This is a genomic window from Citrobacter sp. CK189, from assembly GCF_030333505.1.
Lineage (GTDB): Bacteria > Pseudomonadota > Gammaproteobacteria > Enterobacterales > Enterobacteriaceae > Citrobacter_B > Citrobacter_B koseri.
Genome location: NZ_JAOWFV010000036.1, coordinates 63128 through 87949, shown reverse-complemented (window position 1 = coordinate 87949; position 24822 = coordinate 63128). Strand labels below are relative to the sequence as shown.

The window sequence follows — 24822 nt, the reverse complement described above, 5'->3', positions numbered from 1 at the left end:
AATTCTCTTAGTAAACCAGTACGGCACGACGGTTTTTAGCGTAAGCCGCTTCGTCGTGACCCAGTACTGCGGGTTTTTCTTTACCGTAAGAAACGATGGAGATCTGGTCAGCAGAAACGCCTTTACCCTGCAAGTACATCTTAACAGCGTTAGCACGGCGTTCGCCCAGGGAGATGTTGTACTCAGGAGTACCACGTTCGTCCGCATGACCTTCTACGGTGACTTTGTAAGACGGGTTGCTACGCAGGAAGTTAGCGTGCGCATCCAGCATTGCCGCGAAGTCAGAACGGATATCGTACTTGTCCAGATCGAAGTAAACGATGTTGTTCTGCTGCAATTGCTGCATCTGCAAACGCGCTTGCTCTTCAGAAGACATGTTGCCGCTGCCGTTCGCATCCATACCAGTGCCTGCACCCAGCATGCCTTCGCTGCCGTCATTGCTGGCGTTCTTGTTGGAAGAACATGCAGCAATTGCCATAACAGGCAGAGCGATCATCAGCCCTTTCAGCACTTTGTTCAGTTGCATTTCAATGATTCCTTTACTAATCAATTAATTATTATCACAGATACGGCGACCAGGCAGGGGATTTAACCTGACCATCAGTTGCCGGAAGACGCGCCTTGAAACGCCCATCTGTAGAAACCAAATTCAGCACGGATCCCATCCCCTGAGAAGAGCTGTAGATTACCATAGTGCCGTTAGGTGCCAGACTTGGCGTTTCATCCAGGAACGTTGACGACAGAACCTGTACGCCACCCGCTACCAGATCTTGTTTGGCAATGTGCTGCTGACCATTCGCCGAGCTTACCATTACCATAAATTTACCGTCGCTGCTCACATCCGCATCCTGGTTTTGCGAACCTTCCCAAGTGATACGCTGCGGAGCACCGCCGTTCACGTTAACTTTATACACCTGCGGACGACCGGCCTGGTCAGAGGTAAAGGCCAGGTTCTGGCTGTCCGGGAACCATGTTGGTTCGGTGTTGTTGCTGCGACCATCCGTCACCTGACGAATCTGACCAGAACCAATGTCCATCACATACAGGTTCAGGCTACCGGTTTTAGACAACGCAAACGCCAGTTTGCTGCCATCCGGCGAGAACGCAGGCGCGCCGTTGTGACGCGGGAACGACGCAACCTGACGCACAGCCCCGTTAGCCAGCGTCTGGATAACCAGCGCGGAACGACCGCTTTCGAAGGTCACGTAGGCCAGTTTAGAGCCGTCAGGAGACCACGCCGGAGACATCAGCGGCTGCGGAGAACGGTGAACCACGAACTGGTTGTAGCCATCGTAGTCAGACACGCGCAACTCATACGGGAACTGGCCGCCGTTAGTCTGCACAACGTAAGCGATACGGGTGCGGAATGCGCCCTTGATGCCGGTCAGCTTCTCAAACACTTCATCACTTGCAGTATGGCCAGCATAACGCAGCCACTGCTTGTTCACTTTGTAAGAGTTCTGCGCCAGTACAGTACCCGGTGCGCCGCCGGTGTCAACCAGCTGATAAGCAACATTGTAGGAACCGTCAGGATTCGGAGTCACCTGGCCGACAACAACCGCATCAATACCCAGCGCAGACCATGCCGCCGGCTGAACTTCTTGCGCCGTACCCGGCTGCTGCGGCAGACGAGAACGATCCAACGGATTGAATTTACCGCTGTTGCGCAGGTCAGCGCCAACGATGCCGCCAATATCTTCAGGCGCAGCTCCCGGCCCTGCCCACTGGAATGGCACAACGCCAATCGGGCGCGCCGAGTCCACCCCCTGGGTGATCTCGATACGTACTTCTGCGTGCAGCACCGCTGCCCACAGCATTAAGAAACCAAATGCTACTCGTAATGCCTGCTTCATCATATCTCCCTTATCCGGGCGGAAAGCCCACGATAATTTAGCAGAATGTTAACAAACTCAAATACACAAAACTACCAGAACCCAGCGACTCTCGTTGCGTGCCTTTCCCCGCCGTGACGGGGAAAGTTTAGCTTACGGTTTAAAGTCCAGAGGTGCGTTTTTAAACACTTCGTATACCGCCTGGCTTGGTGGTTTTGGAATCTTCGCCTGTCGGGCCGCAGCAAGCGCTGCCTGACAAAGCGCGGGATCGCCACCTTCAGACTGAATATCCAGCAACAGGCCGTCTGGCGCCAGTTTTATACGCAGCGTACAGGTTTTACCTGCATAGGACGATGCGTCGTAAAACTTACTTTCAATGGCCGATTTAATCTGCCCGGCATAGTTGCTGATATCCGCGCCTGATGCGCCATTGTTTTTAGTATTACCACTCCCCGCAGGAGAAGCATTGCTTCCTGCCGCTCCGCCACCGGTTTTCGGCGCATTCTTACCGGAGCTTAAATCGCCCAACAGGTCATCGACGCCAGATGCGGCAGCGGCTTTTTCGGCTGCGGCTTTCTTCGCAGCAGCCGCTTTATCTGCCGCAGCTTTCTTATCGGCAGCAGCCTTCTCAGCAGCAGCTTTTTTTGCTGCTGCCGCTTTCTCAGCGGCGGCTTTGTCGGCGGCAGCTTTCTTCTCTGCGGCCGCTTTTTCAGCAGCAGCCTTTTCTGCTGCGGCTTTCTTCGCGGCCTCTGCCTGAGCCTGCTTAGCCGCCTCGGCTTCCGCTTTTTTCTTCGCGTCGGCGGCGGCTTTTGCCGCTTCAGCTTCGGCTTTCTTCTTCGCATCAGCAGCCGCTTTTACCGCTTCAGCTTCCGCTTTCTTCTGCGCTTCCGCCGCTGCTTTAGCCTGCGCGTCCGCTTTCGCTTTCGCATCCGCTGCGGCTTTCGCCGCCGCTTCTTCAGCCTGTTTCTGCTGCTCCTGCGCTTTCTTCGCGGCCGCTTCCGCTTGTTTCTGCTGTTCCGCCTGCTCGCGCGCCTGTTCCTGCGCGGCTAAACGTTCTTTCTCAAGTTGCTTCAGTCGTTCCTGTTCAGCCGCCTGCTTCTCGCGAAGCTCTTCAGCTTGCTGCTGCGCCTGTTTTTCACGCTGTTCCGCCGCACGCTTCGCGCTCGCCTGTTGCTGCTGCTGACGATCGTACTGCTGAACAACTGCGCCGGGATCGACCATGACGGCGTCGATGGAAGAACCACCGCCGCCCCCGGCTGAAGCCTCTATATGCTCATCGAACGAACTCCAGATCAGCACTGCAAATAAGATGACATGCAGTACCGCTGAAATAATTATCGCCCGTTTGAGCTTGTCGTTTTGTTCGGTTGCCTTTGACACTCTCGGTTCCCAAAAACTGTGCGCCTGTTACTTGCTATCTTTACGTCCCGGAGACGCAGAAGATCAGATAGGCTGCGTCATCAAGCCAACCGATTTCACGCCCGCACTGTGTAACAAGTTCAGCGCTTTAATTATTTCATCGTAAGGCACGTCTTTCGCGCCACCGATTAAGAAGACCGTTTTCGGATTGGACTCCAGGCGACTTTTCGCTTCGGCAATAACCTGCTCTGGCGGCAACTGATCCATCCTGTCTTTCTCAACCACCACGCTGTATTGCCCAATACCGGAAACTTCAATAATGACCGGCGGATCGTCATTGGTGCTGACGGCCTGCGACTCGGTCGCGTCCGGCAGATCGACTTCCACACTCTGGGTAATGATCGGCGCCGTCGCCATGAAAATCAGCAACAGCACCAACAGTACGTCGAGCAACGGTACAATGTTGATTTCGGACTTGAGATCGCGACGACCTCGTCCACGCGTTCTGGCCATGGCTTACCCCTTGTTGCTCTCGCTACTGGTAAACGCCTGACGGTGCAGAATGGCGGTGAACTCTTCCATAAAGTTGTCGTAATTCAGTTCCAGCTTGTTCACGCGCTGATTCAGGCGGTTGTAGGCCATAACCGCTGGAATCGCCGCAAACAGACCGATAGCCGTTGCAATCAGCGCTTCCGCGATACCCGGCGCCACCATTTGCAGCGTCGCCTGTTTCACCGCACCGAGGGCGATAAACGCGTGCATAATCCCCCATACCGTACCAAACAGACCAATATACGGACTGATGGAACCTACGGTGCCGAGGAAAGGAATGTGCGTCTCTAATGTTTCCAGCTCACGGTTCATGGAGATACGCATCGCACGAGACGCCCCCTCAACAACCGCTTCCGGCGCATGGTTGTTTGCACGATGCAGACGCACAAACTCTTTGAACCCGCTATAGAAGATTTGTTCCGAACCCGCGAGGCTATCACGACGCCCCTGGCTCTCCTGATACAGGCGAGACAGCTCGATTCCAGACCAGAATTTATCTTCGAACGCTTCCGCTTCGCGCGCCGCAGCGTTAAGAATACGAGTCCGCTGGATGATGATAGCCCAGGATGCGATTGAAAAACCAATCAAAATCAACATGATAAGTTTAACCAGAAGACTTGCCTTCAGGAACAAATCAAGGATATTCATGTCAGTCACTGCTTAAACTCCGCGACAATAGACTTGGGAAGCGCACGAGGCTTCATTTTGAGTGGATCAACGCAAACAATCAGAACTTCCGCTTCGTTGAGCACGTTGTTCTCTGCGTTGACAATGCGTTGCGTGAAAACCAAAGAGGTGCCACGCATTGACGTAATTTCAGTTTGGACTTCGAGCATATCGTCGAGTCGCGCAGGCGCATAATATTCCAGCGTCATTTTACGCACCACGAAGGCAACCCGTTCAGCCAACAGCACCTGTTGACTGAAGTGATGATGACGCAGCATCTCTGTGCGTGCTCTTTCATAAAAAGCGACGTAACTGGCGTGGTAAACCACACCACCGGCGTCGGTATCCTCATAATAGACACGAACCGGCCATCGAAATATATTCACTGTACATCCCGGTAATGCAAAAAAAGTTAACGCTTTTAAACGTTGCTACTATACGCGCGCGGATGAGGCTTGGGAATGGGGGGAAGTTAAGGGAGAGTAAAAATTTATGGGCTTATGAAAACCCATAAATTTTTAAGGATACTTCTTATTCAAAAGAAGAAAAAAATCAGACCAACAATAAGCACGATATCGGCGAGCAGCGGGCAAAAGATCCCCTGCCAGTGAACGGCGCGAGGACGAAATCCTACGCCATGAATCACGCCCGTACAGACGGCCCACATCAGCAGAAAACCATGCCAGATTTCCAGCTCGCTTGTTTTCGCCGCGAAACGCGTCGGGTCCCAGAAGATGCAGCCTGCTAACACTAACGCCAGCATAAAGGAAAGCGCCCGTAATGGGCGCTTATCCATTACCGCATACAACGTTGCGATAATACTGGTCATTAGCTGTCTTCTTGTCCGGCTTTACCTGATTCTACGTGCTCAAGCGCCAGCGCAGTGATTATCCCAAATGCACAGGCAAGAAGCGTTCCCAGAATCCATGCGAAATACCACATTTTTAGCTCCTTACTTAGTACAGAGAGTGGGTGTTGCTTTCAATATGTTCTTTAGTGATGCGGCCGAACATTTTCCAGTAACACCAGCTGGTGTAGATCAGAATGATCGGTACAAACACCAACGCAACCCAGGTCATCAGGTTCAGCGTTCTCTGGCTGGAGGTCGCATCCCACATGGTCAGGCTCGCATTCATCATGGTGCTGGAAGGCATCACAAACGGGAACATTGCGATACCGGCAGTCAGGATGATGCAGGCCAGGGTCAGAGAAGAGAACAGGAATGCCCATGCTCCTTTCTCCATACGGGAGGTCAGGATAGTCAGCAGCGGCAGAACCACGCCCAGCGCCGGAACCAGCCACAGGATCGGCGTACTGTTGAAGTTCACCATCCACGCACCGGCTTCACGCGCGACTTCTTTGGTCAGCGGGTTAGATGCGGCGTGATGATCCATCGCGGAAGTCACGACATAACCATCAATACCGTAAACCACCCATACGCCCGCCAGCGCGAAGCACACCAGCGTAACCAGCGCGGCTACCTGTGCCGTCGTGCGGGAACGCAGGTGCAGCTCACCCACGGTACGCATTTGCAGATAGGTCGCGCCCTGGGTAATGATCATCCCTACGCTGACGATACCTGCCAGCAGGCCAAACGGGTTCAGCAGTTGGAAGAAGTTACCGGTGTAGTACAGACGCAGATACTCGTCGATATGGAACGGTACGCCCTGCAACAGGTTGCCGAACGCCACGCCGATAACCAGCGGCGGCACAAAGCTCCCCACGAAGATGCCCCAGTCCCACATGTTGCGCCAGCGGGTGTCTTCAATCTTGGAACGGTAGTCAAAACCGACCGGACGGAAGAACAAGGACGCCAGCACGAGGATCATCGCCACATAGAAACCAGAAAACGCCGCAGCGTAAACCATCGGCCAGGCGGCGAACAGCGCGCCACCGGCGGTGATCAGCCACACCTGGTTACCATCCCAGTGCGGGGCGATGGAGTTGATCATAATTCGACGCTCGGTGTCGTTACGACCGAGGAAACGGGTGAGCATGCCCACCCCCATGTCGAAGCCATCGGTAACCGCAAAACCGATCAGCAGAATGCCAACCAGCAGCCACCAGATAAAACGCAATACTTCATAATCGATCATTTGACGACTCCTGTCTTAGCGTGCCGGCTGAGAGGCCACATTGGGCTGCTCAAAGTGATAGCGACCGGTTTTCAGGCTGCTTGGGCCACGGCGTGCAAACTTGAACATTAAGTACAGCTCCGCCACCAGGAACAGGGTATACAGGCCGCAAATCAGGATCATGGAGAACAGCAGGTCACCGACCGTCAGTGACGAGTTCGCCACGGCGGTTGGCAGCACCTCACCGATCGCCCACGGCTGACGACCATATTCGGCAACGAACCAGCCTGCTTCTACAGCAATCCACGGCAGCGGGATGCCGTACAGCGCCGCGCGCAGCAGCCATTTTTTCTCACCGATGCGGTTACGAATGACGCTCCAGAAGGAGAGCGCGATGATCGCCAGCAGCAGGAAGCCGCACGCAACCATGATACGGAACGCAAAGTACAGCGGCGCAACGCGTGGGATGGAGTCTTTGGTCGCCATCTCAATTTGCGCTTCGGTCGCGTCAGTGACGTTCGGCGTATAGCGTTTAAGCAGCAGACCGTAGCCCAGATCTTTCTTCACGTTATTGAACTGGTCGCGAACGGCCTGGTCGGTAGAACCGGCACGCAGTTCTTCCAGCAGCGCGTAGGCTTTCATCCCGCTACGGATACGTTCTTCATGCTGCACCATCAGGTCTTTCAGACCGATGACCGGCGTATCGACGGAGCGAGTCGCGATAATACCCAGCGCGTAAGGGATCTGGATAGCCAGTTTGTTTTCCTGCGTCTCCTGATCCGGGATACCGAACAGGGTGAAGGAAGCAGGCGCTGGCTGGGTTTCCCATTCCGCTTCAATCGCGGCGAGTTTGGTTTTCTGCACGTCGCCCATTTCGTAGCCGGATTCGTCACCCAGCACGATAACAGACAGCACAGCAGCCATACCGAAGCTGGCGGCGATAGCAAAGGAGCGTTTAGCGAACGCGATGTCGCGGCCTTTCAGCAGGTAGTAAGCACTGATACCGAGGATGAACATTGCACCGGTCACATAGCCAGACGCCACAGTGTGAACGAATTTCACCTGCGCAACCGGGTTAAGCACCAGTTCGGAGAAGCTCACCATCTCCATACGCATGGTTTCGAAGTTGAAATCCGATGCGATAGGGTTCTGCATCCAGCCGTTCGCCACAAGTATCCACAGCGCAGACAGGTTGGAACCCAGCGCCACCAGCCAGGTGACACACATATGCTGGACTTTGCCCAGACGGTCCCAGCCAAAGAAGAACAGACCTACAAAGGTGGATTCGAGGAAGAAGGCCATCAAACCTTCGATTGCCAGCGGCGCACCGAAGATATCCCCTACATAGTGGGAATAGTAAGACCAGTTAGTCCCGAACTGGAACTCCATGGTCAGACCGGTAGCCACACCCAGAGCGAAGTTGATACCAAACAACTTGCCCCAGAACTTGGTCATATCTTTATAAATCTGTTTGCCGGAAAGGACGTATACCGTTTCCATAATGGCCAGCAGGAACGCCATACCGAGCGTCAGCGGCACAAACAGGAAGTGGTACATCGCGGTCAAGGCAAACTGTAAGCGCGACAGTTCGACTATATCTAACATCATGACTCCTTGCTCATCGCATGAAGACTCCGAGAGTGAACCCCGTTAGAAAGGGTCACACGCATGCCCCAATAAAATTTATTTGCTCCCCTTCACCGTTGCCGTTTCATCATCAGAGGAAACAGCAATGATAAAAAGTTACAAACATGTTAATAAAAAACCTAAATTGATCCCGCAAATATATTACGCCGTAAAATCCCTACAATAAACAGGTTTTTATTGAGTCAAATTTGCATTTTTCGACATTGATCAATTTATAGCTAATTTACCGGTTTCAGGCCAATTTGATCGGCGACAATTTATCGTGTTTTGACATCTTTTTCCAAGCATTAAACATTGATTTAAATCAAAAACACCAAAATTCGTTAACGGTGTATACAATGCGTAAACACAGTGAAAACAATGTTGCGCATATGTATCTCTGAGGGTGTTGGCGGTTATCTAATAGAAAGGTATATATAAAAAAACAGCATTTCATTTAACGTTATCATCGACGACATTCTTTTGCCGTCTGCAACTATTTAGCGTAGACGCTTCAGCGTAATTTTCCACAGGGTCAATTTGCCATGAAAATAATCACAAATATTTTACTTTTGAGCCCATTGAAATTAACACCGGATTGTTATTATTCCGTTAACAATAAAGCCACGCTAAGCGTGGCTTTAATCTGTTTGTCTGAGATTCAGGCAAGCGTGTAGCTAAACGTTCGGGACTGCCCCGGCAGAAAGAGGCCAGCCCCACTTGCACCCTCTCCTTTCGCAGGGCACGCCTGTTCATCCATCATGGTCTCTGTACATGCGCTAACGGCTCTGCCAAAGGCAACGGTGGCATCACATGAGGTTGTTTCGGACGGATTGTACAGGCGCAGGATGACATCATCGCGATCCTCTGCTTTTTTCAGCGCGCTTAACAGGCAGCCCACCGGCGACATCGTTAACAGGCTGTAATGTTCCGGTACGCAAACATCGGCCTTGTTGAGTTTCATCGCATCCCAGGGAATTTTGTTATAGCACTGAACAGGCGTCAGCCACGCCTTCGCCTGTTGCGCGACACCGGCGCTAAAAGGCGTTCCGCTATAGCTGAACAGGCTAAACCGACTGCGCAGCATTCCGCGCATTTGTGAATCCGGCACCGCCATTTTGATGCCGGAAGGCCGCCCTGGTCGCAGCAGTAGATCCTCTTTCCCCAGCAGCCCCATCCCACGCAGGAGCGTCAAGGCGAACGTTTTCTTCCCTTCGCCGATAACTTCAAATTCACGTAATCCCTCCGTGAAGAGCGCAAGGCCATTTCTCTCTTCCTGAAGCGCCGCATAGTTCAGCATATTCCAGACCGGCACCGGCGCCTCTTTCCACCCCTCTTCCTGCCAGTTTTCCATCGCGCTGTCCTGTACCGGACGCGTCACTGCGCCAAACTGGGTGTCCGCCAGCACAACATCCGTCGTGAACGGCGTGGGGATTAACACCCGCACGCGGTGATCGTCAGCCTGATTATCCAGCGCCACCTCAACATCAATGCGTCTGCTGTTATGGCTCAGGGTGACGGCGATCTCCACGCCTAACGTTCCGTTGCGCTGCCGCGCGCTGCGTTCGGCAAGATTCGCCGGAACCGCCAGGGTATAGCGAATGACAACCCTGCTCTGCCACGCGCCATGAATCACTTCATATTCCGGTTTTGCCGTCGTCGAAGTAAGCAGCCACTCTTCTCTGGCGGGGGAGTAATCGTACTCATCGCCATCGTCTGACCCCTCTTCCAGCGCCAGTATGCGCTGATAACGCACGCCGCTGTCTTTATCGCGCAGGTTCAGCGTACCGTCATCATTCGCCGTAATCTGCCAGAACGCGTTCTCCAGCAGCGCGTCTGATGAAACCGTCGGGCTCACCACATTGCCCGCTGCGTTCGGTTCGATATAAAGCGTGCGATAGCCCATTGAAGGGATAATCTGCTGGATCTGGATATCAAATTCCATAAACGGCTCGTAGTTACCGTAATGCACAATCTGGCGGTCAATTAAACCGGGATCGATCTCCCGGGCATGGCGAATGCAATAAGGAATGGCGTTGCCCCGATCATCCCGCAGAGAGAACTGGCTGGCGCGCAGGCGTACCGTGGTGTTAATCACCTCTTCACGCGGCCACGGCATCAGGTTAAACAGCACCAGTTTGTCGGCATCGCTCTGCGGCATGTTGTCGGCGATTTTGCGCTGATAAAAACAGATCAGGTTGTCGGCCATATCCTCAGCCAGCTCGAAACGGGAGGCAATTTCGCGGTGTACTTTGTCACTGCAACAGCAGCCGATGCTGTCGTGGGCGTGATTCTTCAGAATCTCTTTCCACATTTTCTCCAGCAGGCCGTGGTGATACTCAAACCCCAGCGTCCAGGCCAGCGTCGCCAGCGGCTCAAGAATGTTGACGATTTTGTTCTCAATGCGCGCATGGGCGATTTTGATGTCCATCCGCGTCGAACCAATGGTGCGATGAACGCGCATATATTTGCCATCAATAAACTCGCCTTTCAGCGTGGCAAGCTGCTCGCGACGGGCTTCTATGTGTTCAAACACCTCTTCAAAGCGGCTCATCACAAACTTACGCTGCGGGTAGATTTCGCGCAGTTTATCCATCACCGCAAAGATATTTTGCTGCAACGGCATTTGATCGTGGCCATTCGGCAGCAAAATTTCTTTGGTCAGCGACGCGCGCTCCAGCACATCGAAGTAGCTGTCGAGACGTTTACGCAGCCCGGCCTCGTCCTCCGGTAAGTACTTACCAATCGCGTAGCCCAGCGGCAGCACCTGCGCCGTCACTTCACTGCCATCCGCGCTTTGCCATAAAAACTCGGTTTTATCGGTGCCATGGCGTTCCGAACAACCACGCCAGAACATGGCGCGGGTAATACCGAAACCGTTATAGATATGCGGAAGCTGCCCCGACATGCCGAACGAATCCGGCAGATAGCCAATTTTCATCGGTTCGCCAAACGCCTGGCAGTCGCGCATACCGTACATCAGATTACGCACGATCGACTCCCCGGATACCAGCGTGGTATCCGTTTGGGTATACCACGGGCCGATAATCAGTTTTCCGGCCTGCACCAGCTTTCTTACCCGCGCTTTATTTTCCGCTTTGACGGCGAAATAGTCCTCCAGCACCGCCGTCTGCCCGTCAAGGACATAATATTTATACTCTGCATCCTGCTCCAGGCGGGTCAGGATCTCCTCCATATTGTTGACCAGCAAAATACGTGACGCTTCCGTGGTGAAATACCATTCACGATCCCAGTGCATATGCGGCGTAATGTGAACGCGAGATACTGCTTTCATCTTCGTTTCCTGTTAGTTCGTTTATGGCAACACATTGTTAGTCAGATACTTGCCCTGCTTTACCGCATGACGACGCCAGAACAGCAGGATGGTGGTCGATATCGCTGTCCCCACTAACGCTGCGCCAAACCAGCCTGCGGCGGCGACGAAACCGCCGTATCCGGCGTCATGCAAAAGAAAGAGTGAAAAAATGCCTGCGCCCGGCGTCGAAAGACCAATGTTCATCGCGCCAACAATCGCACCCGTCACCATTGACCCCAGAACAAAAGAACCGATAACCCGCAGCGGATCTTCAATCGCCATCGGGATTGCCCCTTCCGTAATGCCCGCCAGCCCCAGTAGCCAGGTCGACTTTCCTGTTTCGATCTCAAACTCTTTGAACAGCCTCGGCGCCAGCATCGTTGATGCCGTTACGGTGAAGGCGGACACCATTTTGACCGAGGCGAAAATGGCATACGGGCCGTAGACGCCGTTCGCCATCGCCCCAAGGCAGAACGCGTAAGACGCTTTATTGACCGGCCCGCCCAAATCGAAAGAACACATAAAGCCGAGAATCGCGCCAAGCAGCAGCGCATTGGCGCCGCTCAGCCCATTAAGCCAGGCGGTCAGCGCGTTGTTGATCCACGCAACGGGCTCGCCCACCACAAACAGCATCAGGCTGCCCGCGCCTAAGGTGCCGATGACCGGATACAGATAGAAGGTCAGGAAGCCGTTGAATTTGCTGCTCAGGCGAAGATGGTTTTTCACCCAGCGCATCAGATATCCGGCGATCAAGCCACCCGCGATCGCGCCGAGAAAGCCGGAGCCAATCATATTGGCGGCAAGGCCGGCGGCGAATCCGGGAGCCAGCGCGGGTTTATCCGCCAGCGAATAGGCGGTATAAGCGGCGAGCACCGGCACCATCAGGATGCCGAGCATCCCGCCGCCCAGCTTGCGGTACATCCACAGCCAGGAGTTCTCCTGATCGAAGAGATGCTGCAAGCCGAGCATTTGCGCCAGCAGCACCGACACGGCCAGTACGGTTCCTCCGGCGACAATCAGCGGCACGGCGAACGAGATGCCGCTCAACAGCGCCTGTTTTAACTCCGTTTTCAGACTCTTAGGCGCTGCCGTTTCCTGGTAAACCGCGCGATCGCCCTGCACGGGCTCCAGCGCCAGCGCTTGTTGGATCAATGCTTCGGCATGGCGGATAGGTTCGGCGACGGGCACCGACAGCGCAGGAATGCCCGCAAAGCGCTCACTCTCTTTTATCGCCACCTCTGCGGCGAAAATGCAGGCTTTTGCCGCGTTGAGCTGCTGCGCGGTAAGACGGCCTTCAATTCCGTTAGCGCCCTGCTTTTCCACATACACGTTCACGCCCAGTTTGCGTCCCGCTTTTTCCAGATACTCCGCCGCCATATAGGTGTGCGCAATCCCCGCCGGGCACGCCGTTACGCAGACGATGGTCGGCGCATCCCGTAAGGGCTGAAAAGCGCTTTCCTGATATTGGTCGTCCAGCGCCGACAGTAGCTCATCCGCCGTGGTCGCTGCCAGAATCCTCGCGCGGGTGTCATCATCCGCCAGTCGCGTGGTGAGTGCGGTCAGCAACTGCATATGGGTGCTTCCCGCTTCGCCTGGCGGAATGGCGAGCAGAAAAATCAGCGTCACCGCTTCCGGCCCGTCAACCCCTTCCCACATCATGGGTTCGCGCAGGGTGGCCACGGCAAATGCCGCTTCTTTAACCGCCGACGTTTTACCATGCGGCACCGCCAGCCCTTCTCCCAACGCCGTTGGCCCCTGACTTTCACGCAAAAAGACTTCTTCAAGGTAAGCATCGGAATCTGAAATTTTCCCCAGTTGCACAAGCCGCTGGGTTAACGCGTGAATAGCCTCTTCACGACTGCCAAACCGGGCGTTCAGGCATAACGCATCGCGGTGGGTTAACGTCGTCAGGTTCATCATAGTCCTCACACTGTCATTGTATGTTTCAGAAATTGTGCCAGATGAAACAATACATTTATGTGATCATTTTCACTTACGTAAAATAATTTGTATTTAATTTGTATTATTTACAAGAGATATTGATCGGGCATAATCAACGAAGTCGTATTAATTCATTCATACAAAAGTAAAAAGATGAGCCAAAAACCGTTATACCGACAGATTGCCGACCGAATCCGCGAGCAGATTGAACGTGGCGAACTGAAAGCAGGCGACGCGTTACCCACCGAGCAGGCATTGCAGCATGCGTTTGGCGTGAGCCGGGTCACGGTACGCCAGGCGCTCAAGCAACTGACCGAACAGCAGATCATCGAAAGCATTCAGGGCAGCGGGACCTATGTGAAAGAAGAGCGGGTCAATTACGACATTTACCAGTTAACCAGCTTTTACGAAAAACTCGCCGATCGCCATGTTGACACCCACAGTGACGTTTTGGTTTTTGAAGTGATCCCGGCGGACGACTTTCTGCGCAACCAGTTACAACTGGCGGAGAACAACCGGGTCTGGCACGTAAAACGCGTGCGTTACATTAAGCAAAAACCCGTCGCTCTCGAAGAGACATGGATGCCGCTGGCGCTCTTTCCCGACCTGACCTGGCAGGTGATGGAAAATTCCAAGTATCACTTTATTGAAGAGGTGAAGCAGATGGTCATTGATCGCAGCGAGCAGGAGCTGATCCCGATCATGCCAACCGAAGAAATGAGCCGCACGCTGGCGATCAGCGCAAGTAAACCGATCCTGGAGAAAGTCTCTCGCGGATTTCTGAAAGACGGTCAGGTATTTGAATATAGCCGTAATGCGTTTAATACTGATGATTATAAATTTACGTTGATCGCGCGCAGAAAACAGCGCTGATCATGTTTTCTGTTCACGGTATTGTGACAATATGCTACCGGGCTCACAAATAATCCGCCCGGTAAGAAAGAACAAATTATTATCATATTTATCCTTTCATTAACAATGAACCGTGTTCCTATAGAAACATCCATTTCCGTTCCGTTATTTAACTCACAGTTTTGCCTTTGTATTATATTTATCTCTCAATAACCGTTTGCAAAAATAAATAAGACCGCGATCACAAACACAGCATATTATTTATTAACTCCCTGTTCCAATTAAATTAACCAGAGCTGGACAATCAATAATAACTCATTGATAACAAACACCCTTCTAATGATTAATTAAGAACATTATTTTTAAGAAAGATATTTTGAAAATAGATCAATTGCATCCCTTCCCGCCTGCACAGACACTCCATGACTATTAAAAGGTTGCAGAAACCTGAGTGCGCAATATTAAACGAAGACTCTTACCTTTTGTTCATCAGCTCTACAGAGGATTACTCATGAAAAAATCAACACTTGTTATTGGCGTCATTGGTGCTGACTGCCATGCAGTAGGCAATAAAGTTTTGGATCGCGTTTTTACTGCCCATGATTTTCGCGTAATCAATCTGGGGGTCATGGTAAGCCAGGATGAATATATTGATGCCGCAATCGAAACCGGCGCCGATGCGATTGTCGTGTCATCCATTTACGGCCACGGCGATATCGACTGCCTCGGTTTACGTGAACGCTGCATCGAACGCGGTATTGGTGACATTCTGCTCTATGTCGGCGGCAATCTGGTGGTGGGTAAACATGACTTTGCCGACGTGGAAGCGAAGTTTAAAGAGATGGGCTTTAACCGCGTCTTCGCGCCAAGTCATGATCTGGAAGATGTGTGCCGGTTAATGGCCGGGGACATTAACCCGCGTCATGGTGTTGAACAGCGCTGCCTTGAAGAGGCCATCTGATGCAAATCGTCTCTGTCGATATCGGCTCGACATGGACCAAAGCCGCCCTCTTCGCCAGGGAGGGGGATGCGTTAACCCTGGTGAACCATGTCCTGACGCCAACCACCACATACCATCTGGCAGACGGTTTTTTTGCCAGCCTGAATCAGGTGCTGAATGTCGCCGATGCCCGTCCGTTGCTGAAAAGCGGCGAAGTGCAGTTGAAATACTCCTCATCGGCAAAAGGCGGGCTCGCCGTCGCCGCTATGGGGCTGGTGCCGTCTATCACGCTGGAATCCGCAAAAGTTACTGCCCACTCAGCGGGGGCGAAGATCGCGCAATATTACGCGTATAAGCTCAACCGCCATGACATCCAGGCGTTAGAAAACTCGCCGCCGGACATCCTGCTGTTTACCGGCGGTACGGATGGCGGCGAAGAAAGCTACGGCCTGGCGAATGCGCGCGCGCTGGCGAACTCAAATCTGGATTGCGCGATTATTTATGCCGGAAACCGTGACATTCAGGATGAGGTACAGGCCATTCTGGGGCACAAAGATCTGACCACGGTAGACAACATTCTGCCCGACCTCGATCACCCGAATCCGTATGCCGCCCGCCAGGCCATTTGCGATCTGTTCCTGTCCCGCATCGTGAAAGGCAAAGGGCTGGACGTGATTGTTAGCGAAACCGGCGAAGAGCCGATGCCAACACCGTGGACCGTCTACGAGCTGGTTAAAGCCATCAGCGACATCGACAGCGCATGGAAAGAGTTCATGCTGATCGATATGGGCGGCGCCACCACCGACGTGTACTCCGCCTGCGCCAATATGCTCTCTCCCGATACCGTGCTGCATGGCGTGCCGGAACCGTTCGTCAAACGCACCGTTGAAGGCGATCTCGGGATGCGCGTCTCTGCCCTTGTGGTCGGAGAAAGCACCCAGGAGATGGTAAACGTCGTGTTTGCCCAACAGCCTGAGCGTCAGGAGGCGTTCTACGGCTATCTGCGCCACCTGGTGTCCCACCCCGATTACCTTCCCCGCAGCGACGAAGAGAAATTCTTCGACGCCCTGCTGGCAGGGCTGTGCGTGGGTTATGCCAGCGAACGTCACGCGGGCACCAAAAAGCAGGTCTGCACCTGCGTGGGCAACGTCGACTTACAGATGGGGCGCGACCTCACCACCGTTCGCAAAGTTGTCGGTTCCGGCGGATGGCTCTCCCGCGCCAGTCAGTTCGACATCCATCGCTGGTTGAAATACCGCGAGCTGGACGATGACGGCAGACGCATTCTCTTACCCGGGCAGTTTGACTATTACCGCGATTCAAAAGGCTTGCTTCCTCTGCTGGCGAACGTCGCCAGGCTGTACCCGCAGCTCGCCGCTCGCACCAGTATTCAATGTTTAACCCTATAAAACCTAAGGCAGCTACGAATGGAACTCCGAAATAAAAAATTAACCCATGACGAATTCATGACCGAGCGGCATCAGGTATTGCAAACCTGGCATACCGGCAAGGACGTCGAGAATTTTGAAGATGGCGTGAAGTATCAGCAAACCATTCCAGAGAAAAAACGCTTTTCTCACGCCCTGTTAAAAGCCGATCAGGAAGGCAAAACGCTCAGCCAGCCGCGCGCGGGCGTGGCGCTGATGGATGAACACATCGCGCTGCTCAAAACGTTGCAGGAAGAGTGCGATCTGCTTCCCAGCACCATCGATGCCTATACCCGTCTGAACCGTTACGAAGAAGCGGCGATCGGTATTCAAAAATCCATCGAAGCAGGCACCTCTAAGCTGAACGGCCTGCCGGTTGTCAACCACGGCGTTGCTGCCTGCCGCCGGATGACGGAAGCGCTGGAAAAACCCATTCAGGTTCGTCACGGTACGCCGGATGCGCGACTGCTGGCGGAAATCGCGATGGCCAGCGGCTTCACCAGCTATGAAGGCGGCGGCATCTCCTACAACATTCCTTACGCCAAGCGCGTCACGCTGGAAAAATCAATTCGCGACTGGCAGTACTGCGACCGTCTGATGGGAATGTATGAAGAACACGGCATCCGCATTAACCGCGAGCCGTTCGGCCCGCTGACCGGCACGCTGATCCCGCCGTTTATGTCCCACGCGGTCGCCATCATCGAAGGTCTGCTGGCGCTGGAACAGGGCGTGAAGTCGATTACCGTCGGCTATGGCCAGGTGGGCAGCCTGACGCAGGATATCGCCGCCATTCAGTCACTGCGCGAACTGTCCCACGAATATTTCCAGAACTACGGCTTTGATGATTACGAACTGAGCACCGTCTTCCACCAGTGGATGGGCGGCTTCCCGGAAGATGAATCCAAAGCGTTCGCCATTATCTCCTGGGGCGCGGCGGTGGCGGGTATGTCCGGCGCGACCAAAGTGATCACCAAGAGTCCGCACGAAGCCTTCGGTATCCCAACGGCCGCCGCAAACGCCCAGGGGCTTAAAGCCTCTCGCCAGATGCTCAATATGGTCAGCGACCAGAAGTTCCCGCCGTGCGCGGCCGTGGAACAGGAAGTCGAACTGATTAAGTGCGAAGTCCGTGCGGTGCTGAAAAAAGTCTTTGAGCTGGGTAACGGCGATGTGGCGCGCGGCACGGTGCTGGCTTTTGAAGCCGGCGTGCTGGACGTCCCTTTCGCCCCGGCCTCCTGTAACGCAGGCAAAATCCTGCCGGTTCGCGATAACTCCGGCGCCATTCGCATCCTTGAAGCCGGTGCGGTTCCGCTGCCGAAAGATATCCTCGCCCTGCACCACGATTACGTCGCTGAGCGCGCCCATTTTGAAGGACGCAAGCCCTCATTCCAGATGGTTGTTGATGACATCAACGCGGTATCCCACAGTCAATTAATAGGAAGACCATAATGAAAATTAAACAGGCCCTTTTCACCGCTGGCTACTCCTCATTCTATTTCGACGATCAGCAGGCGATTAAAAACGGCGCGGGTCATGATGGATTCATTTATACCGGCGCGCCGGTCACGCCCGGTTTTACCTCTGTGCGTCAGGCGGGCGAGTGCATCTCGGTACAGCTGATTCTGGAAAATGGCGCGGTAGCGGTCGGTGACTGCGCCGCCGTGCAGTATTCCGGCGCTGGTGGTCGTGACCCGCTGTTCCTGGCGGAGCACTTTATTCCGTTCCTGAACGATCATATTAAACCGCTGCTGGAAGGCCGTGATGTCGATGCGTTCCTGCCGAACGCCCGCTTCTTCGACAAGCTGCGCATTGACGGCAATCTGCTGCACACCGCCGTGCGTTACGGCCTGTCGCAGGCGCTGCTCGACGCCACCGCGCTGGCGTCCGGTCGTCTGAAAGCAGAAGTGGTTTGCGATGAATGGCAGTTACCGTGCGTCCCGGAAGCGATTCCGTTATTTGGTCAGAGCGGCGACGATCGCTATATCGCCGTCGATAAGATGATCCTCAAAGGCGTTGACGTGCTGCCGCATGCGCTGATCAACAACGTGGAAGAGAAACTGGGCTTTCAGGGCGAGAAACTGCGTGAGTATGTACGCTGGCTGTCCGATCGCATCCTGAGCCTGCGCACCAGCCCACGCTATCACCCGACGCTGCATATTGATGTCTACGGCACTATCGGTCTGATCTTCGATATGGACCCGGTACGCTGCGCGGAGTACATCGCCAGCCTGGAGAAAGAAGCGCAGGGTCTGCCGTTGTACATTGAAGGCCCGGTGGATGCCGGTAACAAACCGGATCAGATCCGTCTGCTGACCGCCATCACCAAAGAGCTGACCCGCCTCGGTTCCGGCGTGAAAATTGTCGCTGACGAATGGTGTAACACCTATCAGGACATCGTCGATTTCACTGACGCGGGCAGTTGCCACATGGTGCAGATCAAAACCCCGGATCTCGGCGGCATTCACAACATCGTTGACGCCGTGCTCTATTGCAACAAACACGGGATGGAAGCCTATCAGGGCGGCACCTGTAACGAAACCGAGATCAGCGCCCGCACCTGCGTACATGTCGCGCTGGCCGCGCGCCCGATGCGGATGCTGGTGAAACCGGGTATGGGCTTCGATGAAGGTCTCAACATCGTGTTTAACGAGATGAACCGTACCATCGCGCTGTTGCAGACAAAGGATTGAGAAATGGCACGCACATTTAAGATCTTATCGCCGACGGCCATTCTGGGCTATGGCTTCCCGGAAGAGAGCTTTCGCAAAGCGATGGAGGAGTCGCCGGATCTGATCGCCGTTGACGCCGGTTCCTCCGATCCTGGCCCCCACTACCTGGGGGCAGGGAAACCCTTTACCGACAGGGCGGGAGTGAAACGCGATCTGCGCTATATGATCACCGCAGGCGTGAAAAACAACATCCCGGTGGTGATCGGCACTGCCGGAGGCTCCGGCGCGGCGCCGCATCTGGAGTGGTGTCGCCAGATAATCCTTGAGATTGCGCAGGAAGAGAAGCTGTCGTTTTCGATGGCGCTTATCCCGTCAGATGTTGATAAAGCGATCGTTCACCAGGCGCTGGATAACGGCAAAATCACCGCGCTGGATTTCGTCCCGGAACTGACCCACGACGCGATCGACCAAAGCACCTATATCGTCGCGCAAATGGGCATCGAACCTTTCCAGCGGGCGCTGAAAGCCGGTGCGCAGGTGGTGCTGGGCGGACGCGCTTACGATCCGGCCTGCTTCGCGGCGCTGCCGATCATGCAGGGCTTTGATGAAGGTCTGGCGCTGCACTGCGGCAAGATCCTTGAGTGCGCGGCCATCGCCGCGACGCCGGGTTCCGGTTCCGACTGCGCGATGGGGATCATTGACGATAACGGCTTTACGCTTAAAACGTTCAATCCAAAGCGCAAGTTCACCGAAACCTCTGCGGCGGCGCACACCCTGTATGAGAAATCCGATCCGTACTACCTGCCGGGGCCGGGCGGCGTGCTGAATCTGAAAGGGTGCAGCTTCAAAGCGGTCAACGAGGGCGAGGTCTACGTCAGCGGTTCCCGTCACGAAGAGACGCCGTACGCGCTGAAGCTGGAAGGCGCGCGTCAGGTGGGCTTCCGCTGTCTGACCATCGCCGGGACGCGCGACCCGATCATGATTGCCAGCATTGACACCATTCTCGAAGAGGTGAAGACCAGCGTGGCACGTAACCTCTCGCTGAATGATGACAGCATCCGCATGACGTTCCACCTGTACGGTAAGAACGGGGTGATGGGCAATCACGAACCGATGCAGAGCGCCGGGCACGAACTGGGCATATTGCTCGACGTGGTCGCGCCGACGCAGGATATCGCCAACAGCGCCTGTTCGCTGGTGCGTTCCACCCTCCTGCACTATGGCTATGAAAACCGGATTGCGACAGCGGGCAACCTCGCCTTCCCGTTCTCGCCTTCCGATATTCAAAGCGGGCCAGTGTATGAGTTTTCAATCTATCACCTGATTGAAGCGAGCGACGCGCTGCAATTTGATTTCCACATCGAACAGGTGACGCCGGAAGGAGTTCAGGCATGAAACACTCGATTTGCTCACTGGCGCAGGTGATCCGTTCCAAAAACGCCGGACCGTACGAACTGGTTTTAGATATTTTGTTTAAAACCCGGGAAGACTATCAGCGGGTAAAAGCATCGGAACAATTAACGCCGCAGCTTATTGCCCGTTTATATAACGTCGAGCCTGATTTTATTCATCGCATTGTCTGGTTTGATCCGGCAAATGCGGTAAAAATTGTCATGCCGCGCGATATTATTTCCGGCAACGTTGGTGACAATGATGTTTATGGCGCGCAGCAACACGCGCCGCTATTAAGTATTACCTTCGACTTGTAGTCATAACAATACAACAACAGCCATCAGGATACAGGATTTTGCTGTATCACTGTTTTCCTGATTATTCATGCGGTTGGTCATAACAAGCGCGTACCTGAGCGGTTGTCTGCGTTCGGGTATGCGCTGCCCTACACATTATTCTCCAACCATTATCCGATGGAGCAAACATGAAAAAAATAAGTTTAACCAAAATGATCATATTAGGCCTGATACTCGGCATGATTGCCGGGGTGGCCATTAATAATATGGCATCGGCTGAAACAGCAAAATCGTACGCCCAGGACATCTCTATTTTTACCACCATATTTTTGCGCATGGTAAAAATGATTATTGCCCCCTTGGTTATTTCAACGTTAGTGGTGGGGATCGCCAAAATGGGCGATGCCAAAACGCTGGGGCGTATATTCTCTAAAACCTTTTTCCTGTTTATTTGCGCCTCATTGTTGTCTATTGCGTTGGGTCTGGTCATCGTCAATATGTTCCAGCCAGGCGCAGGCATTAACTTTGTGGCACACGACGCAGGCGCGGTTGCCGCCGTGCAGTCTGAACCCTTCACGCTGAAAGTCTTTATCTCACACGCCGTGCCCACCAGCATTATCGATGCGATGGCGCGCAACGAGATCCTGCAAATTGTGGTGTTCTCCATTTTCCTCGGTTGCAGCCTGGCCGCTGTTGGTGAAAAAGGCGCCGCCATCGTTAAAGTGCTCGACTCGCTGGTGCACGTCATGCTGAAGCTGACAGGTTACGTGATGCTGTTTGCGCCGCTGACCGTCTTTGCCGCCATCTCCGGTTTGATTGCTGAACGCGGTCTGGGCGTGATGGTCAGCGCCGGGATCTTCATGGGCGAGTTCTACCTGACGCTGGGGATGCTGTGGGCGATCCTGATTGGCCTGTCGACAATGATTGTCGGGCCGTGCATCAGTCGTCTGACCAAAGCAATCTTCGAACCCGCGCTGCTGGCCTTTACCACGTCCAGCTCGGAGGCGGCTTTCCCTGGTACGCTGGACAAACTGGAGAAGTTTGGCGTCTCTTCCAAGATTGCCAGCTTCGTACTGCCTATCGGTTACTCCTTTAACCTCGTCGGCTCAATGGCCTACTGCTCGTTTGCCACCGTGTTTATCGCCCAGGCGTGCAACATTGAACTGAGCATGGGCGAGCAGATCACCATGCTGCTGATTCTGATGCTGACCTCCAAAGGAATGGCAGGCGTGCCGCGTGCGTCAATGGTGGTTATCGCCGCTACCCTCAACCAATTCAACATTCCAGAAGCCGGTCTGATCCTGCTGATGGGCGTCGATCCGTTCCTCGATATGGGCCGTTCTGCCACCAACGTGATGAGTAATGCGATGGGTGCGGCGATTGTCGGTCGTTGGGAAGGCGAGCACTTCGGCGCAGGCTGCCGTGGCAAAGCGCCGGTCAAAACCCCGGAACAGGAGCGCCCGGCAACCGAACACTCAGAAGTGGCGATGTCCTGATACCACAGCGATGCCGGATGGCGCTAACGCTTATCCGGCCTACGGTTTGCGCATTGTTGTAGGCCGGACAGCCGTCCGGCAAAAATAACTTAAAGGTGAGAAGTTAATATGTCTAAACCATTTGTCTGGCAGGAACCGTTTGTTCAAAGCAAAGATACGACGGAATATGAATTACTCAGCGACAAGCACATTACGGTAACGGAGTTAGACGGTGAAGAGGTTATCAAAGTCGCGCCTGAAGCGCTGACTCTGCTGGCCCAACAGGCATTTTATGAAGCCTCGTTTTTCCTGCGCACCGCGCATCTGAAGCAGATTGCCAGCATCCTGCACGATCCGCAGGCCAGCAGTAATGATAAGTACGTCGCGCTGCAACTGTTACGCAATGCCGAAGTCTCGGCGAAAGGCGTACTGCCAAACTGCCAGGACACGGGAACGGCAACCATTGTGGCGAGCAAAGGTCAGCACGTCTGGACAGGCGGCAACGATGCCGAAGCCCTGAGCAAAGGCGTGTACATCACTTTCCAGGAAAATAACTTACGCTACTCCCAGAACGCCCCGCTGGACATGTACACCGAGGTGAATACCCAAACCAACCTGCCCGCCCAGATTGATATCAGCGCGACGCCGGGTGACGAATACCGGTTTCTCTTCGTCAATAAAGGCGGCGGTTCCGCCAACAAAGCGGCGCTGTTTCAGGAAACCAAATCTATTCTGCAACCCGAAAAACTCACCGCTTTCCTGATCGAAAAAATGCGGTCGCTGGGAACAGCAGCCTGCCCACCCTACCATATCGCTTTTGTGGTTGGCGGATTGTCTGCCGACCAGGCGCTGAAAGTGGCGAAGCTGGCCTCAACCAAATATTACGACACCCTGCCGACCAGCGGAAACGAGCTGGGCCAGGCGTTTCGCGACACGGCGCTGGAAACAACCCTGCTCAATGCCAGCCGCGAGTTTGGCATCGGAGCACAGTTTGGTGGCAAATATTTCGCTCATGATATCCGCGTTATCCGCCTGCCGCGTCACGGCGGCTCCTGCCCCATCGCAATGGCGCTCTCCTGCTCTGCCGACCGCAATATTAAAGCGAAAATCAACAAGCGCGGCATCTGGCTGGAAAAACTCGAACACAATCCGGGAAAATTTATTCCTGAATCCCTGCGCGTGGAAAACAGCGCCCAGACCGTACAGCTCGATCTCAACCGTCCGCTGCGCGAGATCCTGCATAACCTTTCCACGCTGCCTGTCGGCACCCGACTGTCGCTGAACGGCCCGATTGTCGTCGCCCGCGATATCGCGCACGCCAAAATTAAAGAGCGTCTGGATAACGGCGAACCGATGCCGGACTACATGAAAAATCACATTGTTTATTACGCGGGGCCAGCCAAAACGCCGGAAAAACAGGCCTGCGGCTCGCTCGGCCCGACCACCGGCGGGCGCATGGACGGCTATGTTGACGCCTTCCAGGCGGCGGGCGGCAGTTTGATCATGCTTTCGAAAGGCAACCGCAGTCAGCAAGTAACCGAGGCCTGCCACAAGCATGGCGGCTTCAATCTTGGCAGCATTGGCGGCGCCGCCGCGCTTCTGGCGCAGCAGTACGTTAAAAGCTTACGCTGCCTTGAGTATCCCGAACTGGGGATGGAAGCCGTGTGGATGATGGAGGTCAAAAACCTGCCCGCCTTTGTGCTGGTGGATGATAAAGGCAATAACTTCTTCAGCCAGTTTGAGCAGCAACATCGCTGCGCGACCTGTCCGGCAGGACATTAAGGAGCATTTATGGAAGCGCGAGCCAATACTGACAGGCACCGCCAGCGGCAGCAAAAACTGAAAGAACAGGTGGACACCCGTGTGGCAGCGGCCACGGAACAGAAAGGAGTCCTGATTGTTTTCACCGGGAACGGTAAAGGAAAATCGACGGCGGCCTTTGGCACCGCGACCCGCGCGGTCGGTCACGGCAAAACCGTTGGCGTCGCGCAATTTATTAAAGGTCAGTGGGATAACGGTGAATACAACACGCTGCAACCGCTTGGCGTTGAGTTTCACATTATGGGCACCGGTTTTACCTGGGAGACGCAGGACCGGGAAGCGGATATACAGGCGGCGGAAGCCGTCTGGCAGGAAGGCAGGCGTATGCTCGCCGACCCGCGTTACGATCTGGTGGTGCTGGATGAACTGACATACATGCTGGCTTATCACTACCTGGACACCCAGGACGTGATCGCCGCGATTGTGAATCGTCCCGAACAGCAGAGCGTGATCGTTACCGGTCGCGGGTGTCATACGCAGTTACTGGAACTCGCCGATACGGTCAGCGAAGTCCGCCCGGTGAAGCATGCATTCGATAGCGGCATTCAGGCGCAGGCCGGGATAGACTGGTAGCCGCGCCTTTGCC

General features: G+C 54.3%; 22 protein-coding genes. 10 read left to right on the top strand and 12 right to left on the bottom strand.

The annotated features are described in order from the left end of the window. Positions 1–7 precede the first annotated feature (7 nt). The 12 genes from pal to mngA form a co-directional block, all read right to left on the bottom strand. Complete coding sequence (gene pal, locus OGV83_RS06835; protein ID WP_003022983.1) at positions 8–526, bottom strand: peptidoglycan-associated lipoprotein Pal; 519 nt, start codon at positions 524–526, stop codon at positions 8–10. A 34-nt stretch (positions 527–560) separates the two neighbouring features. After that, entirely contained in the window at positions 561–1853 is a 1293-nt protein-coding gene (tolB, locus tag OGV83_RS06830) for a Tol-Pal system beta propeller repeat protein TolB (RefSeq protein ID WP_115609480.1), read from the bottom strand. A 132-nt stretch (positions 1854–1985) separates the two neighbouring features. Continuing rightward, positions 1986–3212 carry a cell envelope integrity protein TolA gene (gene tolA, locus OGV83_RS06825; RefSeq protein WP_047458058.1) on the bottom strand — a complete coding sequence of 409 codons (1227 nt, stop codon included), beginning with the start codon at positions 3210–3212 and terminating at the stop codon, positions 1986–1988. 63 nt (positions 3213–3275) lie between these two features. After that, positions 3276–3704 carry a colicin uptake protein TolR gene (gene tolR / locus OGV83_RS06820; protein WP_012133245.1) on the bottom strand — a complete coding sequence of 143 codons (429 nt, stop codon included), beginning with the start codon at positions 3702–3704 and terminating at the stop codon, positions 3276–3278. A gap of 3 nt (positions 3705–3707) precedes the next feature. Beyond that, the gene (gene tolQ, locus OGV83_RS06815) at positions 3708–4400 is read right to left on the bottom strand and encodes a Tol-Pal system protein TolQ (protein ID WP_024130524.1); all 693 of its coding nucleotides are present in this window, start codon (positions 4398–4400) and stop codon (positions 3708–3710) included. Continuing rightward, positions 4397–4795: a tol-pal system-associated acyl-CoA thioesterase gene (ybgC, locus tag OGV83_RS06810; protein WP_012133247.1), complete on the bottom strand. Its 399-nt coding sequence runs from the start codon at positions 4793–4795 to the stop codon at positions 4397–4399. The genes tolQ and ybgC overlap by 4 nt, the downstream gene beginning before the upstream one ends. A 149-nt stretch (positions 4796–4944) precedes the next feature. Next, positions 4945–5238 carry a cyd operon protein YbgE gene (ybgE, locus tag OGV83_RS06805; protein WP_012133248.1) on the bottom strand — a complete coding sequence of 98 codons (294 nt, stop codon included), beginning with the start codon at positions 5236–5238 and terminating at the stop codon, positions 4945–4947. Continuing rightward, positions 5238–5351 (bottom strand): cytochrome bd-I oxidase subunit CydX, encoded by a 114-nt coding sequence (cydX, locus tag OGV83_RS06800; RefSeq protein ID WP_003022970.1) that lies wholly within the window; start codon positions 5349–5351, stop codon positions 5238–5240. Before cydX ends, ybgE begins: the two co-directional genes overlap by 1 nt. 14 nt (positions 5352–5365) lie before the next feature. After that, positions 5366–6505 (bottom strand): cytochrome d ubiquinol oxidase subunit II, encoded by a 1140-nt coding sequence (gene cydB, locus OGV83_RS06795; RefSeq protein ID WP_012133250.1) that lies wholly within the window; start codon positions 6503–6505, stop codon positions 5366–5368. Between the two features lie 15 nt (positions 6506–6520). After that, a complete protein-coding gene (gene cydA / locus OGV83_RS06790; RefSeq protein WP_024130525.1) occupies positions 6521–8089 on the bottom strand; it encodes a cytochrome ubiquinol oxidase subunit I in 1569 nt (522 codons plus the stop codon). A gap of 682 nt (positions 8090–8771) precedes the next feature. Beyond that, on the bottom strand, positions 8772–11405 hold the full coding sequence (gene mngB, locus OGV83_RS06785; protein WP_286463322.1) for a mannosylglycerate hydrolase: 2634 nt from the start codon (positions 11403–11405) through the stop codon (positions 8772–8774). Between the two features lie 21 nt (positions 11406–11426). Further along, positions 11427–13343, bottom strand: a complete 1917-nt coding sequence (gene mngA / locus OGV83_RS06780; RefSeq protein ID WP_286463392.1) for a PTS 2-O-a-mannosyl-D-glycerate transporter subunit IIABC — start codon at positions 13341–13343, stop codon at positions 11427–11429. 177 nt (positions 13344–13520) lie between these two features. Here mngA and OGV83_RS06775 point away from each other — a divergent pair, with 177 nt between their 5' ends. The 10 genes from OGV83_RS06775 to cobO all read left to right on the top strand — a co-directional run bounded on the left by OGV83_RS06775 (position 13521) and on the right by cobO (position 24809). Beyond that, positions 13521–14240, top strand: coding sequence for a GntR family transcriptional regulator (locus OGV83_RS06775; protein ID WP_047458069.1), 720 nt, complete (start codon positions 13521–13523; stop codon positions 14238–14240). A gap of 490 nt (positions 14241–14730) precedes the next feature. Further along, positions 14731–15180 carry a methylaspartate mutase subunit S gene (glmS, locus tag OGV83_RS06770; RefSeq protein WP_012133257.1) on the top strand — a complete coding sequence of 150 codons (450 nt, stop codon included), beginning with the start codon at positions 14731–14733 and terminating at the stop codon, positions 15178–15180. Then, the gene (glmL, locus tag OGV83_RS06765; protein ID WP_104868910.1) at positions 15180–16568 is read left to right on the top strand and encodes a methylaspartate mutase accessory protein GlmL; all 1389 of its coding nucleotides are present in this window, start codon (positions 15180–15182) and stop codon (positions 16566–16568) included. The genes glmS and glmL overlap by 1 nt, the downstream gene beginning before the upstream one ends. An 18-nt stretch (positions 16569–16586) precedes the next feature. Beyond that, on the top strand, positions 16587–18032 hold the full coding sequence (locus OGV83_RS06760) for a methylaspartate mutase subunit E (RefSeq protein ID WP_012133259.1): 1446 nt from the start codon (positions 16587–16589) through the stop codon (positions 18030–18032). After that, complete coding sequence (locus tag OGV83_RS06755) at positions 18032–19273, top strand: methylaspartate ammonia-lyase (protein WP_012133260.1); 1242 nt, start codon at positions 18032–18034, stop codon at positions 19271–19273. Before OGV83_RS06760 ends, OGV83_RS06755 begins: the two co-directional genes overlap by 1 nt. A 3-nt stretch (positions 19274–19276) precedes the next feature. Beyond that, on the top strand, positions 19277–20647 hold the full coding sequence (locus OGV83_RS06750; protein ID WP_286463320.1) for an acyclic terpene utilization AtuA family protein: 1371 nt from the start codon (positions 19277–19279) through the stop codon (positions 20645–20647). After that, positions 20644–20961, top strand: a complete 318-nt coding sequence (locus OGV83_RS06745; RefSeq protein ID WP_012133262.1) for a DUF4387 domain-containing protein — start codon at positions 20644–20646, stop codon at positions 20959–20961. Before OGV83_RS06750 ends, OGV83_RS06745 begins: the two co-directional genes overlap by 4 nt. 167 nt (positions 20962–21128) lie before the next feature. Beyond that, positions 21129–22436, top strand: coding sequence for a dicarboxylate/amino acid:cation symporter (locus OGV83_RS06740; protein ID WP_012133264.1), 1308 nt, complete (start codon positions 21129–21131; stop codon positions 22434–22436). A 108-nt stretch (positions 22437–22544) separates the two neighbouring features. Further along, the gene (locus tag OGV83_RS06735; RefSeq protein WP_071259700.1) at positions 22545–24197 is read left to right on the top strand and encodes a class I fumarate hydratase; all 1653 of its coding nucleotides are present in this window, start codon (positions 22545–22547) and stop codon (positions 24195–24197) included. 9 nt (positions 24198–24206) lie between these two features. Further along, positions 24207–24809: a cob(I)yrinic acid a,c-diamide adenosyltransferase gene (gene cobO, locus OGV83_RS06730; protein WP_012133266.1), complete on the top strand. Its 603-nt coding sequence runs from the start codon at positions 24207–24209 to the stop codon at positions 24807–24809. Positions 24810–24822 lie beyond the last annotated feature (13 nt).

Bases quoted from the DNA above. Each gene is read 5' to 3' on its own strand.
- pal (WP_003022983.1), bottom strand. From the start codon at position 526: ATGCAACTGAACAAAGTGCTGAAAGGGCTGATGATCGCTCTGCCTGTT.
- OGV83_RS06760 (WP_012133259.1), top strand. From the start codon at position 16,587: ATGGAACTCCGAAATAAAAAATTAACCCATGACGAATTCATGACCGAG.
- OGV83_RS06755 (WP_012133260.1), top strand. From the start codon at position 18,032: ATGAAAATTAAACAGGCCCTTTTCACCGCTGGCTACTCCTCATTCTAT.
- tolR (WP_012133245.1), bottom strand. From the start codon at position 3,704: ATGGCCAGAACGCGTGGACGAGGTCGTCGCGATCTCAAGTCCGAAATC.
- OGV83_RS06740 (WP_012133264.1), top strand. From the start codon at position 21,129: ATGAAAAAAATAAGTTTAACCAAAATGATCATATTAGGCCTGATACTC.
- mngB (WP_286463322.1), bottom strand. From the start codon at position 11,405: ATGAAAGCAGTATCTCGCGTTCACATTACGCCGCATATGCACTGGGAT.
- ybgE (WP_012133248.1), bottom strand. From the start codon at position 5,238: ATGACCAGTATTATCGCAACGTTGTATGCGGTAATGGATAAGCGCCCA.
- mngA (WP_286463392.1), bottom strand. From the start codon at position 13,343: ATGAACCTGACGACGTTAACCCACCGCGATGCGTTATGCCTGAACGCC.
- OGV83_RS06745 (WP_012133262.1), top strand. From the start codon at position 20,644: ATGAAACACTCGATTTGCTCACTGGCGCAGGTGATCCGTTCCAAAAAC.
- OGV83_RS06750 (WP_286463320.1), top strand. From the start codon at position 19,277: ATGGCACGCACATTTAAGATCTTATCGCCGACGGCCATTCTGGGCTAT.
- cydX (WP_003022970.1), bottom strand. From the start codon at position 5,351: ATGTGGTATTTCGCATGGATTCTGGGAACGCTTCTTGCCTGTGCATTT.
- tolB (WP_115609480.1), bottom strand. From the start codon at position 1,853: ATGAAGCAGGCATTACGAGTAGCATTTGGTTTCTTAATGCTGTGGGCA.
- OGV83_RS06735 (WP_071259700.1), top strand. From the start codon at position 22,545: ATGTCTAAACCATTTGTCTGGCAGGAACCGTTTGTTCAAAGCAAAGAT.
- glmL (WP_104868910.1), top strand. From the start codon at position 15,180: ATGCAAATCGTCTCTGTCGATATCGGCTCGACATGGACCAAAGCCGCC.
- cydB (WP_012133250.1), bottom strand. From the start codon at position 6,505: ATGATCGATTATGAAGTATTGCGTTTTATCTGGTGGCTGCTGGTTGGC.
- OGV83_RS06775 (WP_047458069.1), top strand. From the start codon at position 13,521: ATGAGCCAAAAACCGTTATACCGACAGATTGCCGACCGAATCCGCGAG.
- cobO (WP_012133266.1), top strand. From the start codon at position 24,207: ATGGAAGCGCGAGCCAATACTGACAGGCACCGCCAGCGGCAGCAAAAA.
- cydA (WP_024130525.1), bottom strand. From the start codon at position 8,089: ATGTTAGATATAGTCGAACTGTCGCGCTTACAGTTTGCCTTGACCGCG.
- glmS (WP_012133257.1), top strand. From the start codon at position 14,731: ATGAAAAAATCAACACTTGTTATTGGCGTCATTGGTGCTGACTGCCAT.